The organism is Alteraquisediminimonas sediminicola, assembly GCF_019740335.1.
In the GTDB taxonomy this organism is placed as follows: domain Bacteria; phylum Pseudomonadota; class Alphaproteobacteria; order Sphingomonadales; family Sphingomonadaceae; genus Alteraquisediminimonas; species Alteraquisediminimonas sediminicola.
The window spans coordinates 775,030-790,983 of record NZ_JAHXZS010000001.1; the positions used below are offsets into that span (position 1 = coordinate 775,030).

The 15,954-nt window shown below is 60.3% G+C and carries 14 protein-coding genes; 9 read left to right on the forward strand and 5 right to left on the reverse strand.

Annotation, left to right across the window (positions count from 1 at the left end; translation table 11 throughout):
- Nucleotides 1-56: 56 nt before the first annotated feature.
- Entirely contained in the window at nucleotides 57-1,628 is a 1,572-nt protein-coding gene (locus tag K6117_RS03880) for a hypothetical protein (protein WP_221792397.1), read from the forward strand.
- Here the strand turns inward: K6117_RS03880 and K6117_RS03885 are convergent.
- Complete coding sequence (locus K6117_RS03885) at nucleotides 1,559-2,293, reverse strand: class I SAM-dependent methyltransferase (protein WP_221792398.1); 735 nt, start codon at nucleotides 2,291-2,293, stop codon at nucleotides 1,559-1,561. The genes K6117_RS03880 and K6117_RS03885 overlap by 70 nt on opposite strands.
- The gene (locus tag K6117_RS03890) at nucleotides 2,293-3,249 is read right to left on the reverse strand and encodes a glycosyltransferase family 2 protein (RefSeq protein WP_221792399.1); all 957 of its coding nucleotides are present in this window, start codon (nucleotides 3,247-3,249) and stop codon (nucleotides 2,293-2,295) included. Before K6117_RS03890 ends, K6117_RS03885 begins: the two co-directional genes overlap by 1 nt.
- A gap of 220 nt (nucleotides 3,250-3,469) precedes the next feature.
- Between K6117_RS03890 and K6117_RS03895 the strand changes: the two genes are divergently transcribed.
- Together K6117_RS03895 and K6117_RS03900 are read left to right on the forward strand one after the other, a co-directional pair.
- Nucleotides 3,470-4,861 (forward strand): NAD(P)H-hydrate dehydratase, encoded by a 1,392-nt coding sequence (locus tag K6117_RS03895; RefSeq protein ID WP_343211737.1) that lies wholly within the window; start codon nucleotides 3,470-3,472, stop codon nucleotides 4,859-4,861.
- Between the two features lie 8 nt (nucleotides 4,862-4,869).
- Nucleotides 4,870-6,114 carry a class I SAM-dependent RNA methyltransferase gene (locus tag K6117_RS03900; RefSeq protein ID WP_221792401.1) on the forward strand — a complete coding sequence of 415 codons (1,245 nt, stop codon included), beginning with the start codon at nucleotides 4,870-4,872 and terminating at the stop codon, nucleotides 6,112-6,114.
- A 193-nt stretch (nucleotides 6,115-6,307) separates the two neighbouring features.
- Here K6117_RS03900 and K6117_RS03905 read toward each other — a convergent pair whose 3' ends face one another.
- The 3 genes from K6117_RS03905 to K6117_RS03915 all read right to left on the reverse strand — a co-directional run bounded on the left by K6117_RS03905 (nucleotide 6,308) and on the right by K6117_RS03915 (nucleotide 8,953).
- The gene (locus tag K6117_RS03905; RefSeq protein ID WP_221792402.1) at nucleotides 6,308-6,766 is read right to left on the reverse strand and encodes a peptidylprolyl isomerase; all 459 of its coding nucleotides are present in this window, start codon (nucleotides 6,764-6,766) and stop codon (nucleotides 6,308-6,310) included.
- A 97-nt stretch (nucleotides 6,767-6,863) separates the two neighbouring features.
- Nucleotides 6,864-7,631, reverse strand: coding sequence for an alpha/beta fold hydrolase (locus K6117_RS03910; protein WP_221792403.1), 768 nt, complete (start codon nucleotides 7,629-7,631; stop codon nucleotides 6,864-6,866).
- 23 nt (nucleotides 7,632-7,654) lie between these two features.
- Nucleotides 7,655-8,953 carry a dicarboxylate/amino acid:cation symporter gene (locus K6117_RS03915; protein WP_221792404.1) on the reverse strand — a complete coding sequence of 433 codons (1,299 nt, stop codon included), beginning with the start codon at nucleotides 8,951-8,953 and terminating at the stop codon, nucleotides 7,655-7,657.
- Nucleotides 8,954-9,166: 213 nt separating this feature from the next.
- On the opposite strand from K6117_RS03915, the gene lgt reads away from it, so the two are divergent.
- From lgt to trpS, 6 genes are all read left to right on the forward strand, one after another.
- Nucleotides 9,167-10,018, forward strand: a complete 852-nt coding sequence (gene lgt, locus K6117_RS03920) for a prolipoprotein diacylglyceryl transferase (protein ID WP_221792405.1) — start codon at nucleotides 9,167-9,169, stop codon at nucleotides 10,016-10,018.
- Nucleotides 10,008-11,123 carry a class I SAM-dependent methyltransferase gene (locus K6117_RS03925; RefSeq protein ID WP_221792406.1) on the forward strand — a complete coding sequence of 372 codons (1,116 nt, stop codon included), beginning with the start codon at nucleotides 10,008-10,010 and terminating at the stop codon, nucleotides 11,121-11,123. Before lgt ends, K6117_RS03925 begins: the two co-directional genes overlap by 11 nt.
- A 228-nt stretch (nucleotides 11,124-11,351) precedes the next feature.
- Nucleotides 11,352-12,743 (forward strand): glutamine synthetase family protein, encoded by a 1,392-nt coding sequence (locus K6117_RS03930; RefSeq protein WP_221792407.1) that lies wholly within the window; start codon nucleotides 11,352-11,354, stop codon nucleotides 12,741-12,743.
- Nucleotides 12,744-12,869: 126 nt separating this feature from the next.
- The gene (gene secB / locus K6117_RS03935) at nucleotides 12,870-13,376 is read left to right on the forward strand and encodes a protein-export chaperone SecB (protein ID WP_221792408.1); all 507 of its coding nucleotides are present in this window, start codon (nucleotides 12,870-12,872) and stop codon (nucleotides 13,374-13,376) included.
- Nucleotides 13,377-13,385: 9 nt separating this feature from the next.
- A complete protein-coding gene (gene murJ / locus K6117_RS03940; RefSeq protein WP_221792409.1) occupies nucleotides 13,386-14,948 on the forward strand; it encodes a murein biosynthesis integral membrane protein MurJ in 1,563 nt (520 codons plus the stop codon).
- Nucleotides 14,948-15,940, forward strand: a complete 993-nt coding sequence (trpS, locus tag K6117_RS03945) for a tryptophan--tRNA ligase (RefSeq protein ID WP_221792410.1) — start codon at nucleotides 14,948-14,950, stop codon at nucleotides 15,938-15,940. Before murJ ends, trpS begins: the two co-directional genes overlap by 1 nt.
- Nucleotides 15,941-15,954: the final 14 nt, after the last annotated feature.

Below are 15,954 nucleotides of genomic sequence, written 5' to 3' on the forward strand. Positions count from 1 at the left end.
CCTTCTATCTCTGATAGTTGTCGCCGCATCATTGGTTGCTTACACAGAGTATCTTGGTGCCGCGTATCCATCTGCCATATTGGCAAAGCCGCCCTTATGGCCTGTTGCTGACCCTGTTATCGGGCCTTCCTTTTTGGTGGCCCGCGCTGCCGCCGCTGGTGGACCTCATGGGTCATATGGGACGCTACCGCATTCAGCTCGGCATCGATTCCAGCACTTTTTTCCAGCATTATTATGATGTTCACTGGTCACTGATCGCCAATCTCGGCGTGGATGTGCTGATGCAGACCTTCGCCCCGATCTTTGGGCTGGAGCCATTGATCAAGGCCATTGTCATCGCCATTCCCATGATGACGGTGGCGGGACTGTTATGGATCGCTCGCGAAGCGCATGGTCGCCTGCCCGCGACCGCCGCCTTCGCCTTGCCGCTCAGTATCGGCTATCCGCTGCATTTCGGCTTTATCAACTTCACCCTTTCGACCAGCCTTGCGTTATTGGCCTTTGGCCTGTGGTTGCGGATGGACCGGCTGGGACAATATCGGTGGCGTGCTGCGCTGTTCATGCCGATCGGGCTCCTCTTATGGGTCGCGCATATCTATGGCTGGGGGCTGTTGGGCCTGCTTGTCTTCGTCCATGAATGGCACAAAGCGGGGCTACGCAGGATATTGACAGCAGCGCTGCACAGCCTGCCTTTATTGCCGCCATTGCTGCTCATGGCGATATGGCACGACAATGGCATGACGGTCGCCACGGCAGAATGGTTCAATCTCACCCTCAAGATGATTTGGCTGTCCTTTACCTTGCGTGACCGGTTTATGTGGCTTGATGCCGGGTCGGTGTTCATTTTGATCGCGTTGATCTATGCGGCGGCGCGGCGGCATGGATTGCGGATGCAGGCCATGCTGGGACGGACAACGGCGGCACTGGCAATCGCCTATATCTGCATGCCGCGCATATTGCTCGGCTCGGACTATGCGGACATGCGCCTTGCGCCATTCTTGTTGGCAATCGGTGTCATCGGGATCTCCACCAGCCATTTAACGCCACGCACGCAACAGATGCTGGCGCTGTTTGCCCTTGGTTTTTTCCTGCTGCGGACAGGGATAAGCGCACAGCATTTCATCGCGCTCGACCGGCAATATGCTCGGCAATTGGAGGCGCTCCCCCATGTACCGCGCAATAGCCGGGTCTTCTCCCTCATCAACATGCCGTGTCAGCGCAATTGGGACACCAGCCGCATGGACCATCTATCGTCGATGGCGACTGTCAGACGCGATGCGTTTGTCAACGACCAATGGGAAATGACCGGGGCGCAATTGCTCCGCGTCCATTATCCGGCAGCAGGGAAATGGGCCGTCAATCCGAGCCAGATCGCACGCCCCGGATTCTGCCCCACCTACAACGGTGTTAGCGAAGAACAGACATATGCGCAGGCCATGACCGGATTTCCGCGCCGGGCCTATGACTATCTCTGGCTGATCGACTTTCCACCGGAACGCCTGCCGGTCGATGACAAAGGTCTGACCCTTATCTGGCAGGGCAAGACCAGCGGCGCGCTTTACCGGATCGGCTCGGCCACGCAGGCGAGCGATACGCCAGCAGGGAATGACCCGCGCGCCAGCCAGTGACGCTCACTGGAAAACAAGCGTTTCAGCACATTATTGACCAGCGTGCCCGGCATCGCATCATCCCCGCCCTCGCGCCCGGTCAATTTGCCAAGGGCGCGGGCGGCGACCACCGCCGGGAATAGAAACGTGTTGAAATAGCTGATAAAGCTGATGCGAAAGCCCGCCTCTTCCATCACCTGACGTAAGGCCGCGCGGGTATAGCGGCGCTGATGATGGTGGACCGCGTCATGCGCGCTCCACAGCCATGGCATGGCCGGGACCGTCAGCAGCATCTTGCCACCCGGCGCGAGCTTTTCCCGCAATACCTTGAGCGCCGGGCCGTCCTGCGGAATATGTTCCAGCACATCGAGCAGCACGATCATGTCATAGGCCGCATCGGGGATATTGCCGCCATCTTGCGGCAGGAAACCGCCCTTGATTTCAAGACCTGAGCGCGCCGATGCGAGGTCGCGCGCGCCCTCATCCGGTTCCAGCGCATCGAGCGTGCCGAATTGCTGCAACATCGCGATATTCGAACCGGTGCCGCAGCCGACCTCCAAAATCTTGGCAGCCGGTTTGAGCTTCACCCGCTTGCGAATAAGGTCGATGATGATGTCGCGCCGGGCAGAAAACCACCAATGCGCGCCGTCGATTTCGGCCATGCGATCATAGGCTGCGCGTTCCATCAATGATCCCCCATGCCGATTTGATCGCGCACCACATAAATCGGCCGCTGCTTGGTCTCGGTCAGAATGCGACCCACATATTCGCCCAATATGCCCAATGACAGCAATTGCAGCCCGCCAAAGAACAGAATCGCGACCATCATCGACGCATAGCCCGGCACATCCACGCCAGATACAAGCGTGTGAATAGCCACATAGGCCGCATAGACCAACGACAACATCGCGATCACGCCGCCGACATAACTCCACACCCGAAGCGGCACGGTGGATGCCGAGGTGATGCCGTCCAGCGCCAGCGTCCACAATTTCCAATAGCGAAATTTGGTCGTGCCGATGGTGCGCTCAACCCGATCATATTCCACCGCCGCCTGACGAAAGCCGGACCAGGCAAACAGCCCCTTCATGAAGCGATTGCGTTCCGGCATGCGGCAGATCACATCCACGACCTTGCGATCGAGCAAGCGGAAATCACCCGCATGTTCGGGAATCTTGTCCGCCGACAACCAATTATGCGCGCGATAATACAAATCCGCCGTCAGCCTTTTCGGCAGGCTGTCGCTTTCGCGATTGCGGCGCACGCCATAGACGACCTCGAACCCGTCACGCCATTTGGCGACCATCTCGCCAATGACCTCGGGCGGATCCTGCAAATCGACGTCGATCGGGATCACCGCTTGCCCCTGCGCATGATCGAGACCTGCGGACAAGGCCGCTTCCTTACCGAAATTGCGCGACAAGGAAATCGCCCGCACGCGGGGTTCCTGCTGATTGGCGACAAGGATCGCCGCCATGGTCGCATCAAGGCTGCCATCGTCGATGAACAGGATTTCCCATTGATCCACCGTCGGCACGGCATCGAGGATCGGGCCAACCCGCGCGACAAAGGGCGCGATGCCGTCCTCTTCATCCTTGACGGGCACGATGATGGTCAATGTGGGTGATGCAAGTCTGTCCATGAAACGCCCTTTGCCATAACTCTGCGGCGATATGGTAAATGAAATCGGGGTGATGCAAAAAATTCTTTAACGCGAAAGTCGCTTGATCCAGCGGGGCTTGATCCAACAATGCTGGACGAATGGCCCTTAGGCGCGATATGGCATGTTTCTGGAAACCGCCTGGCCCATGGAGGTGCCGAATATCATGACTTCGGGCAACGCTTCCCTGACACCGGCTCCCTTGGCTATTCTCACCGCGGATGAAACCCGCATGGCCGAACAGGCCATCTTCGTGCGCGGCGTGGCGGTAATCGACCTGATGGAATTGGCGGGCAAACAGGTGGCGGACGCGATCTGCCGCTATCGCCCGATCAAAGAGGCGTTGGTTCTGTGCGGCCCCGGCAATAATGGCGGGGATGGCTATGTCGTCGCCCGCCTGTTGCGGGAACGCGGCTGGCCGGTCCGGGTCGCGGCCCTTGGCCAACCCAAGAGCGAGGCCGCGACCTTGGCGCGTGAACGCTGGAATGGCCCGGTCGAACCGCTGGAAACCGCCCAACCCGCCGCCTTATTGGTGGATGGCCTGTTCGGCACCGGGCTTGCCCGCGCCCTTGATGACATGCCGCAGCAACGGCTGCGCGATTTGGCTGCCGCCGCCAGCTTCCGTGTCGCCATCGATGTGCCGAGCGGCATCGGCAGCGATGATGGCGCGATGTTCGGCCAAGTCCCGCATTTTCACCTCACCATCGCGCTTGGCTGTCTGAAGCCCGGCCACCTCCTGCAACCCGGCGCACATATATGCGGCATGGTGCGGGTCGGCGAGATCGGCCTTGGCGGCGCATCGCAATTGCATAGCCTGCGCCAGCCGCGCCTCATCACCCCCGGCCCCGGCAGTTATAAATATAAGCGCGGCTATGCGCTGATTTTCGGCGGCGAAATGGCGGGGGCATCGGCCTTGGCGGCAATGGCGGCGGCACGGTCAGGTGCGGGCTATGTCCGGCTGGTGACGCCGACGCCTGCCCCCTTGGCCCTGCCCCATGCCATCATCCGAACCGTCGATGACAGCGCCGATCATTGGCTGAAGGATGAACGCCTCAATGCCGTGCTGATCGGTCCCGGCCTTGGCCGGGATGAGGCCGCGCGGTGCTGGCTGGACCAGATCTTGGCCTCTCCCCGGCCTTTGGTGCTGGATGCCGATGCGTTGATGCTGATGTCGGCCCATGATCTGGATGGGCTGGCCAGCCGCCATGCCCCGGTCATCCTCACCCCGCATGAAGGCGAGTTCAACCATCTGTTCGGCATGCTGCCGGGATCGAAGGTCGAACGCACCCGCGCCGCCGCCGCCCGCGCCGGATCGGTGGTCGTATTGAAGGGTGCAGATAGCGTCATCGCCGCGCCCGATGGCCGGGCGGTGATTGCGCCCGATGCGAGCCATTGGCTATCGACCGCAGGGACCGGCGATGTGCTGGCGGGCCTGACTGCCGGACTGCTCGCGACCGGGCTGGATGCCTTTGAAGCGGCCTGTGCAGCGCAATGGCTGCATGGCGAGGCCGCACGGATCGCCGGACCATTATTGATCGCGGACGATCTGATCGCCGCCTTACCGCGCGCCTATGCGGCGTGCCTTACCGAATGACACATGAAATGACCGATGAACTGAATAACGACGCTAATGACGACCAGCACGATGAACTGCCGGATGAGTTGATCATCCGCCTTGCCGCGCGCGGCGATGGCATGACGGAATCCGGCCGCGGTATTCCGCTGTCCGCCCCCGGCGATATGGTCACCTTCGATGCCAAGCTCATCCCCGGCCCGCATCATGTGGAGCCGGTGTGCAAGCATTTCCCCGCATGCGGCGGCTGCCAATTGCAGCATGTCGATGATGAAACCTATGCCGAATATCTGGAAGCGCGGATCCGCGATGCGCTGAAATCGCAACGCATCACGCCCCCTGAAATCCGCGCGCCGATCCTGTCCCCGGCGGGGGCGCGGCGGCGCGTCACCCTGCATGCGGAACGGCGCGGCCATAATCTGCGGCTTGGCTTCCTTGAAAAGGGCAGCAACAAATTGGTCGACATCAGCATGTGCCCGGTCATGGACCCGGTCATCTGGGATATGATTGCCCCGTTGAAAAAGCTGCTGGCCAAGATCATGCCGCCGCGCGGTGCGGCGACGATCCAGCTTGATCGCGCCGATCAGGGCATTGCCGTGCTGATGGGCAAGTTCGAGGTGGAAGGACTGGAAGCCGCCGAGGGCCTGACGGACTTTGCCAAGCAGCATAAGCTCGCACGGCTGGCGCTGGATGAAGGCTATGGCCCGGAAATGCGCTGGGAACCGGAACCCGCCACCATCACCTTGAGCGGTGTCGCGGTCGGCCTGCCGGTCAATCCGTTCCTGCAAGCGACGCTTGATGGCGAGGCGGCATTGGTCGCAGCAGTCACCGACATTTGCGCAGGCGCAGAAAATATCGCCGATCTGTTCGCCGGGATCGGCACCTTTGCCCTGCCCTTGTCCGAACATGCCCATGTAATCGCCGCCGAAGGCGCGCGCGATGCGGCGATGGCATTGCAACAGGCCGCCAATCGCGCGCGGCGGCATATCAAGGTCCAGCATCGCGATCTGTTCCGCAATCCGTTGATGCAGGATGAATTAAAGGGGCTGGATGCCGTGGTCATCGACCCGCCACGCGCAGGCGCTGCCTTGCAAATGGTCGAACTGGCGAAAAGCAACGTGCCCGTGATCGCCGCGATTTCCTGCAACCCCGCGACCTTTGCGCGCGACATCCGGCCCTTGTTGGATGCCGGTTACACGCTCGATTGGGTGCAGCCGGTCGGGCAGTTCCGCTGGTCCACCCATGTCGAACTGGTGGCGAAGATCAGTAGGTAAAGACTGCGCTGGGAAGTTGCCACCAACGGCGGCATCGCGTCGCAAGGCCGAACGGCCGCCGCGCCTTATTGGCGCGTAGCCAAGGCAGCGAATGCTGCCGCCCGGCGCTTGAGGGCCAAACAAAACGAGGGCTAACAAAAACGCGGGGCAAATAAAAAACCCCTTACCTTCTGGTAAGGGGTTTTTTATCAAATTACGCCGAAGCTTTGGTCCGGGCCTTGATGATCTTGCCCGGATTGGCGGGCGGTTCGCCCTTGGGCAGGGCATCGACATGTTCCATGCCGGATTCGACCACACCCCAGACAGTGTACTGACCGTCAAGGAAGCGCGCATCGTCAAAGCAGATGAAGAACTGGCTGTTGGCGCTGTTCGGGTTGCTTGAACGGGCCATCGAGCACACGCCGCGCACATGCGGTTCGCGGCTGAATTCCTGACCGATGTTCGGCAGATGCGAACCGCTCATGCCGGTGCCGGTGGGATCACCACCCTGCGCCATGAAGCCCGGAATGACGCGATGGAACACGACGCCATCGTAAAAGCCTTCGTCTGCCAGCGTCGAAATCTGGGCGACGTGGTTCGGGGCGAGATCGGGACGCAGCTTGATAACGACATCGCCGCCATCGAGCGTCATCACCAACAGGTCATTAGCCATGATGTGATACTCCTGAGTTGAAAAAACACTGATGAATTGAAAAACTCTGGCGCGGTCCATGCCCTGAAGCGGCGCAGCCGTCTAGAGAATTGTAATGTTATACCGCTCGGATCGTCTCCAGCATCCATTCGGTCGCACCCAACAAGCGGGCAATGTCCTCCGGGCGGGAGAGGCGATGATCACCATCCTTGATCAGAATCGTCTCGACCCTTGGCGAGTCCAGCATCTTCGCCAGCCGCACCGAATATTCCCAAGGCACGTCCTGATCGGCCTGCCCGTGCAGCAGCGTGACCGGACATTGAATCGCAATCGGCGCATGGAGCAGGCGCATCGCCTCCCCCGATTTCCAGAATGCCGCCGTCGTCACCGTCGGTTCGGGGCCATATTCATTGGGCTGTTCGATCTGGCCCATTTGCAGCATCGTCATCTTCTGATCTTGGGTAAAACCCCAGTCCGTAAAATCAGGTGCTGCCGCGACGCCGATCATCCCCTGCACAAGGTCCCCCAGTGCCAAGGCGACATGCAGCATCAACCAGCCGCCCATTGACGACCCGACCAGCAATACCGGCCCCTCGACCAATGCCGTGATGCAATGGATCGCATCATCCCGCCAATCGGCGAGCGTCTGTTCCTCAAACGCGCCCTCGCTCGCGCCGCAACCGGCATAATCGAACAACAATAACGACCGGTCCTCGCAATCGGCCAGCGCCGATAAAGCCATCGCCTTATTGCCGCTCATGTCCGATCCATAGCCCAGCAGAAACACGATCGTCGGCCCACGATCCGGCCCCGATGCCCGGTGATGGCTGTAGGCGAGGCGAAGTCCTTCCCCCGAAACGTCACTGTTACGCGATAGATAATCCACTCAAACTTCCCCCAAGTCTCAAATTAATATTCCGGCGGATAAGGCGCGGCGCGATGGCTTGGCGCATGCGGCGGCTCGATTTCCGGTGGCTCCGGAGGATCGAATGCCCCCTCCCATTTCGATACGACCGCCGTCGCCACCGCATTGCCGACCACGCTCGTCGCCGAACGCCCCATATCGAGGAAATGATCGACCGCGAGGATCATCACCAGCCCCGCCTCCGGAATGCCGAAATGGCCCATCACCGCCGAAATGACGACCAGACTCGCGCGCGGCACGCCTGCCATGCCCTTGGAGGTCAGCATCAGGATCAACACCATGCTGATCTGATCGCCCATGCTCATCTCAATGCCGTAAAGCTGCGCGACGAACATGGTCGCGAAGGTCATGTAGATCATCGACCCGTCAAGGTTGAACGAATAACCCAGCGGCAGCACAAAGCTCGCGATGCGCGGCGGGACACCGAAGCGGTCCAGCGCCTCCAGCGTGCGCGGATAGGCGGCTTCGGATGACGCGGTGGCAAAGGCGACCAGCACCGGCTCGCGAATATAGCGGATGAGCGTGGCCCCGCGCCGCCCCAGCATCACAATCGCGGCGGCAATCAGCACGATCCACAAACAGCCCATGGCGAAATAGAAGCTGGCCATGAACTTGCCGAACGTCATCATGACGCCCAGCCCGTTGACTGTCACCGCATGGGCAATCGCCGCAAACACCGCCAATGGCGCGGCGCGCATCACATAATCGGTGACCTGCAACATCACCGCGACCAAGGATTCCATCCCCTTGACGATAGGTGCGCCCTTGTCGCCAATGGCCGTCAAGCCGACCCCGAAGAACAAGGCAAACACGACAATCGGCAGGATTTCATTTTTCGCCATCGCCTCAATGATCGACTTTGGCACGAGATGGACGATGAATTCATGGAGATCGAACGCCTTGCGCTCCAGTCCCAAGGTCGCATCGGGCGGTGGCAGGGGCAGTGAGATATCACCCACCCCCGGTTGCAGCAGATTGACGAGGATCAACCCCAAGGTCAGCGAGACAAAGGTCGCACCTATAAACCACAGCATCGTCCGAAAACCGATCCTGCCCAGCGCGGCGGTATCGCCCATATGGGCGATACCCGTCACCAAAGTCGCGAAAATCAGCGGGGCGATGATCATCTTGATCATCCGCAGAAACAATTCGGTGATGATCCCGAAATAATCGGCCACCTGCGCCCGCCCGGCGACATCGGCGATAACATGATGCAGGACTGTCCCCAGCAACGCGCCAAGCGCCATGCCGATGAGGATATAGACTGTCAGCCGCTTCGCCATAATTCCCCCAACACACCCTTAAGTTCGATGCATAAAGGGTAAATGCCTTCAGGGAAGTGAAAACGACTCAATCTTCATGCACCTAAGTGAACGAAAACCCCGTCTTGCTTGCTTGGCATTGGTCGTGCTGCGCTTTAAGAGGTGCGACTAACGGCGGGCACGTGTCAGATTTTGGCACCAGATTTTGCGCCAGATGTTGTAAAGGGTAAGGTCTTGATTTCCACTTTGATGGCCGACAGCGCGTCGGCGCTTCGTTTTGAACAGCTTGGCCTCTCGCCGGTCCTGTTCGATTTCGGCCTGATCAAGATCAGATATTATTCGCTCGCCTATATCGGCGGGATCATGATCGGCTGGTGGTATTTGCTGCGCCTGATCGCCCAGCCCGGTGCGCCGATGGCACGACGTCATGCCGATGACTTCGTCTTTTACGCGACGATCGGGATTCTGCTCGGCGGGCGGATCGCCTATTCCCTGTTTTATGATCCCGCGATGTGGGCCAATCCGGTCGATGTCCTCAAAGTCTGGCATGGCGGCATGTCCTTTCATGGCGGCATGCTCGGCGTCACCTTGGCGGTGGTGTATATGTGCCGCAAACATGGGCTGAACTGGCTGCGCGTCCATGATTATGTCGCGGTGTGCGCGCCATTCGGGCTGTTTCTTGGCCGGTTGGCGAATTTCGTGAATGGCGAACTTTGGGGCCGGGTGACGGATGTCCCTTGGGCGATTATTTTTCCGGGTTCGGGCGATGGCCTGCCCCGTCATCCGAGCCAGCTTTACGAGGCCGGGCTGGAAGGCATTGTCCTGTTCCTCCTCATGTGGTGGACCTTCTGGAAAACCGATGCGCGCTATCAGCCGGGCCGGTTGGTCGGCACGTTCCTGCTTGGCTATGGCGTGGCGCGGTTCATTGTCGAATTCTTCCGCCAACCGGATCGCGGGCTTGAACATCTGTCTTGGGGGTTGAGCATGGGCCAGACCCTGTGCGTGCCGATGATCGCGGGCGGGATTTACTTTATCGCGACCGCCAAGAGTCGCGCCAAAGCAGCAGATATGGCCCATGTCGTCTGACAAGAAATCATCACCGCAACAGGTGCCGTTGATCGACTTTGCAACGCGCCTGAAACGCAGCATCGAGGCACAGGGCGTGCTGCCCATCGCCTATTTCATGGCCGCCGCGAACGCCCATTATTATGGCACGCGCGATCCGCTAGGCGCAGAGGGCGACTTCATCACCGCGCCGGAAATCAGCCAGATGTTCGGCGAATTATGCGGGCTGTGGCTGGCCGATCTGTGGGACCGCGCCGGGCGACCCGCCACCGTGCATTATGTCGAATTGGGACCGGGACGCGGGACGCTCGCGGTCGATGCGTTGCGCGCAATGGCGCGCGCAGGGCTTGAACCGCAAATCCATTTTATCGAGACCAGCCCCACATTGCGCAAGGCGCAAGGCGCGATGTTGCCCGACGCCCATTGGCATGACGATCTATCGACCCTGCCGAATGACGGCCCGTTGCTGGTCGTCGCCAATGAATTTTTCGACGCCTTGCCGGTACGGCAATTGGTCCATAGCCAGCATGGCTGGTTCGAACGGATGGTGACGGTGCGCCACGGACTGATTTTGCCGGTGGTCGATGGCCCGCCGCTGAACGGCCTCATCCCCGATCATCTGAAAGACGCGCCCATCGGTAGCATCATCGAAACCTCCCCCGCATCCGTCGCGATTGCGGGCGCGTTGGGCGAACGGTTGGCGGCGCAAGGTGGCGCGGCACTGATCGTCGATTATGGCTATGATCACGGCCCCGCGATTGGCGACACGCTGCAAGCGGTGCGCGGGCATGGCTATGTCAATCCGTTCGATACGCCGGGTGATGCCGATCTCACCGCCCATGTCGATTTCGCGACATTGGGCGTGGCGGCGCATGTGCGCGGAGTCCATGTCCATGGGCCGGTCGGTCAGGGCGATTGGTTGAACGCGATGGGGATTGAATTGCGCGCCGACAGCCTGATCAAACGCAGCCCTGCGCGGCAGGCCGAGATCGAGGCCGCCCGCCAGCGACTCACCTCGCCTATGGCGATGGGCACGCTGTTTCGCGCCATGGCAATGGTCGCGCCATCATGGCCTACGCCCGTTGGATTTGCCGAAAATGACGAAAATCAGCCGGAAAATTCATAAAGTTAATATAATTTTTGACTCAGGTCATAGAAAATTAACCATTATCGGCTATGTATCAACTCATGGTTGAACCGCGACCCGGATCAATCGCAACCTTGGGGGCAGCAGCAGTTCTTGTGGACCGTTGCTGCCCTTTTTGCGATGCGGGAGGTGGGGCGGGATGAATTCCCTCACAGGGGTTGCATCCGGTAGATTGCCTTTCCGTCCAATCCCTTGCATCATGCGATCATGAGCAACTCAATATCCTGTCAAATCGCCGATGGGCGCGAAGCCGCTGCGTTTTTCGAGGCGCATCCTCATATCGATGCGGTGGATATTATCTTCACCAATATGTGCGGGGTACCGCGCGGCAAAAGGCTGCGTCGGCATGAGGTGATCGGCGTCTATGAAAATGGCCGCTACCTCCCCGGCTCTGCGGCGGTGGTGGATATTACCGGGCGGGACACCGAGGAAACCGGGCTGGTATGGGAAGATGGCGATGCCGACCGGCTGTTGCGCCCCCTGCCCGGCAGTCTGGTGCCTGCGCCTTGGCTCGGCCCGGATGCGGCGCAATTTCTGACCGGCTTTTATGAACTCGACGGCACGGCCCATGATCTGGACCCGCGCCATGTGCTGGGCAAGGTGATTGAACGGCTGATGGCGATTGGCCTCACCCCGGTGGTGGCGGTGGAGCTTGAATTCTACCTTGTCGATCAGGCGCGGGACGGCAATGGCCAGTTGCAGCCCGCGCGCGGCCTGCGCAACCCCCATCGCTCGGACGATATTCAGGTCTATGGCCTGCGCGAGCTGGAGGATTTCAAGCCGTTTTTCGACGATCTCTACACCGCCTGCGACGCGCAAGGGATACCGCTGGAATCGGCGATTTCGGAATATGCCGCAGGCCAGTTTGAAATCACCCTGCGCCATCGCCCGGATGCGTTGCGCGCTTGTGATGAGGCGATCATGTACAAGCGCCTCGTCAAGGGCGTGGCGGTCAAGCACGGGCTGGAGGCCACGTTCATGGCCAAGCCCTTTGCCGAAAGCGCGGGCAATGGCATGCATCTCCATATTTCGATGGAAGATGCGACCGGCCATAACGCCTTTGCCAGCGACGCCGCCGAAGGCACGGACCTACTGCGCCATGCGATTGGCGGGATGCAGGCGGCCTTGGGCGACAGCTTTGCCATTTTCGCCCCCAATGCCAATAGCTATCGCCGGTTCAAGGCCAATAGCTATGCCCCGGTCGCATCGACCTGGGGGGTCAACAACCGCACGGTATCTCTCCGCATTCCTGCCGGGCCGCCTGCCAGCCGTCATGTCGAACATCGTGTGTGTGGCGCGGATGCCAATCCCTATCTGGCGGTCGCCGCCGTGCTGGCTGGGATGCATCATGGCATCGTCAATCAGATCGACCCCGGCGCACCTGTGGTCGGCAATGGCTATGAAGCCGAAAGCAGCGGCCCGAAAATGCCGTCCAACTGGTTTGCCGCGGTCGATCAGTTCCGGCAATCGGCGTTGATGCAGGACTATCTCGGCGCGCGCTTTGTCGAAATGTACGCCATCGTCAAACAGACCGAGCAGGAACGCTTCTTCGCACTGGTGCCAGAACTCGATTATAGCTGGTATCTGCGCAACGCGTGATCGAAACACGCGTCAGCAAGCAATTTTCAACCCACCCGACCGATCGCTGATCGGTCCCCATTGCCCTTGGCTTCGCGCCCTGCTAGGCGCGGCACAACTCCTTTTTTGGCACGTCAGGAACCAAACATGGCCGATGAACAGAACAACGATACCCCGCTCGCCAATGGCGCAGACACCGCACCGCAGGTCGGCGTGATTACGCAATATGTGAAGGACCTGTCCTTCGAAAACCCGAATGCCCCCAATGTCTATCAATGGCAGGGTCAGCCGGAAATCAGCGTCGGCTTTAACATCGGCGCAGACAGCGTGGGCGACGATGTGCATGAAGTGACGCTCAAGATCGAAGCGCGCGCCGTTTCGGGCAGCCAGACCGCTTTCGCCGTCGAACTGGTCTATGCAGGCCTGTTCGCGCTCCGCAACATCCCGGAAGAACAGCTTCAGCCGTTCCTGCTCGCGGAAGCACCGCGCATCCTGTTCCCCTTCGCCCGTCGCGTCGTGGCCGATACGGTGCGCGATGGCGGTTTCCCGCCGCTGATGCTCGAACCGATTGATTTTGCCGCTTTGTACATGAGCCAGCTCGCCGCCCAAGGCGAACAGGCCGGTGAAGAAGACCAGACGGTCGGGCACGCGTAAGCCCGCATCATGAAACTTGGCAAAGCGATCGGCACCATTGGCGGACTGACCATGGTCAGTCGCGTCCTCGGCTTTATGCGCGACATGTTGATGTCGCGCATCATGGGCGCAACAATGGCCGCCGACGCTTTCCAGCTCGCGTTCCGCATTCCCAACACCTTCCGCCGTTTGTTCGGCGAAGGGGCGTTTTCCGCCGGTTTTGTGCCGCTGTTCAGCCAGCGGCTCCACCGCGAAGGCGGGATCGAGGATGCGCGCAAATTTTCCGAGGAAGTGCTGGGCGTCTTCCTCCCGTCCCTGTTCGCGTTCGTCCTGCTGTTCGAACTGATCATGCCCGCCTTTGTCTGGGCGCTGGCATCGGAATGGGTGGATAATCCGGCGAAGTTCGACCTTGCGGTCAACCTCACCCGCATCACCATGCCCTATTTGCTGTTGATCAGCCTCGTGTCGCTGTTCGCGGGCGTACTCAATTCAATGACGCGCTTCATCGCCGCCGCCTTTGCCCCGGCGCTGCTCAACATGGCGATGGTCGTCGCGTTGATCATCGTGCCGGAAGGCGGCCCGAAAACGGCCTACGCCTTGTCCATCGGCGTGACGATTGGCGGCGTGTTGCAAACCGGCCTGTTATGGTGGGCCGCCCGGCGCGCGGGCATTTCGCTGCGCCTGCGCAAGCCGCAAATGACCCCCGGCGTGCGCCAGTTCATCAATGTGGTGATCCCGGCGACGCTTGGCGCGGGCGTGTATCAAGTGGCACAGTTCATCGATACATTCTTCGCGACCCGCCTGCCGGAAGGCTCGCTGTCCTATATGAATTATTCGGATCGGCTGAACCAATTGCCGCTGTCGGTCATCGGCACCGCGCTTGGCACCGCCATCCTGCCCGCGATCAGCCGCTTCATCGACAAGGACGAGCCGGAGGAAGCCGCCAAGGTCCAAGGGCAGGCGCTTGAACTGGCGATGCTGTTGACCCTGCCCGCCGCGATTGCCCTGTGGGTCGTCTCGGTGCCATTGGTCACGGCCTTGTTCCAAGGCGGACGCTTCACGCTGGAAGATGCGCGGATCACCGGCAATGTGCTGGCGATCATCGTCTCGGGCCTGCCTGCTTATGTGCTGGTCAAGGTCATCACCCCCGGCTTTTACGCCCGCAAGGATACCAAGACCCCGGTGAAGACCGCCGGGATCGTGCTGCTCGCCAATATCGTCCTGAACTTCGTCCTGATCCCGCCCTTTGGCATTTATGGGCTGGCGAGCGCGATTGCCCTATGTTCATGGCTCAATTGCGTGATGCTCTATGTCATCCTGTCGAAGCGCGGGCATTTCCGCATCCAGCCTTGGCTGTGGAGCCGTATCGCTCGGCAGGCCGTGGCGGCGGCCCTGATGGCCGCTGTGCTGATCGTGCTGGAACGCGTATTTGCCGACTGGTTCTCCGGCTCGACCATCCATCGCCTGATCGGCGTTTCGACCGTGGTGGGCGCTGGCGGCGCGGTATATCTGCTGACGGCGTTTGCCATTGGCGGCATGAATCGCGACGATGTGATGATCCTGCTGCGTCGCAAAAAAGTGAGTGATAAATAATGCGCGTCGTTTCCGGCATTCAGCCCACGGGCAATCTCCATCTGGGCAATTATCTCGGCGCGATCGTGCAATGGGTGAAGATGCAAGACGAGGCGGAATGCCTGTTCTTTCTTGCCGATTTGCACGCCATCACGGTCCATAATGATCCGGCGCAGCTTCGCACCAATGTCCGCGAAATGGCGGCGGCGCTGATCGCATCGGGCGTCGATCCCGATAAATCCGTGCTGTTCAATCAGGCGCGCGTCCCGGCCCATGCCGAACTCGCATGGTTGCTCAATTGCACCGCGCGGATCGGCTGGCTCAATCGCATGACCCAGTTCAAGGACAAGGCCGGTAAAAATCGCGAAGGCATGTCGATCGGGCTTTATGCCTATCCGGTGCTGCAAGCCGCCGATGTGCTGCTCTATCAGGCGACGCATGTGCCGGTCGGCGAAGATCAGCGTCAGCATCTCGAACTCGCGCGCGATGTGGCGGAAAAGTTCAACACCGATTTCGAGACAGACCTGTTCACTTTGCCGGAAGCGATGATCGCCGGCCCTGCCGCGCGCGTGATGTCACTGCGCGACGGGTCGTCGAAAATGTCGAAATCCGATCCCTCGGACATGAGCCGGATCAACCTCACCGACGATGCCGACACCATCGCCCAGAAGATCCGCAAGGCCAAGACCGACCCCGCCCCCCTGCCCGCCACGATGGACGAGCTGGCGGACCGGCCTGAAGCCCGCAATCTGATCGGCATCTATTCGGCGCTGTCCGGAGAAGCCGCGCAAGTCATTCTCAGCCGCTTTGAAGGTCAAGGTTTTGGTTCGTTCAAGCCTGCGCTGGCCGAGATCGCAGTCGAAAGCCTGCGCCCGATCACGACGCGCTTCAATGAACTGCGCCACGATCATGCGGCCATCGATGCGATTCTCGCCAAGGGGGCCGACAAGGCCGCCGCCTTGGCCGCGCCAACGCTCAAGCGCGCTTATGAGGTGATGGGGCTGTTTCGCTAAGGCTTAAGTGACGC

Coding starts and splice junctions, on each gene's coding strand:
- K6117_RS03885 (WP_221792398.1), bottom strand. CDS start 2,293: ATGGAACGCGCAGCCTATGATCGCATGGCCGAAATCGACGGCGCGCAT.
- K6117_RS03890 (WP_221792399.1), bottom strand. CDS start 3,249: ATGGACAGACTTGCATCACCCACATTGACCATCATCGTGCCCGTCAAG.
- K6117_RS03900 (WP_221792401.1), top strand. CDS start 4,870: ATGACCGATGAACTGAATAACGACGCTAATGACGACCAGCACGATGAA.
- K6117_RS03905 (WP_221792402.1), bottom strand. CDS start 6,766: ATGGCTAATGACCTGTTGGTGATGACGCTCGATGGCGGCGATGTCGTT.
- K6117_RS03915 (WP_221792404.1), bottom strand. CDS start 8,953: ATGGCGAAGCGGCTGACAGTCTATATCCTCATCGGCATGGCGCTTGGC.
- K6117_RS03925 (WP_221792406.1), top strand. CDS start 10,008: ATGTCGTCTGACAAGAAATCATCACCGCAACAGGTGCCGTTGATCGAC.
- K6117_RS03930 (WP_221792407.1), top strand. CDS start 11,352: ATGAGCAACTCAATATCCTGTCAAATCGCCGATGGGCGCGAAGCCGCT.
- secB (WP_221792408.1), top strand. CDS start 12,870: ATGGCCGATGAACAGAACAACGATACCCCGCTCGCCAATGGCGCAGAC.
- murJ (WP_221792409.1), top strand. CDS start 13,386: ATGAAACTTGGCAAAGCGATCGGCACCATTGGCGGACTGACCATGGTC.
- trpS (WP_221792410.1), top strand. CDS start 14,948: ATGCGCGTCGTTTCCGGCATTCAGCCCACGGGCAATCTCCATCTGGGC.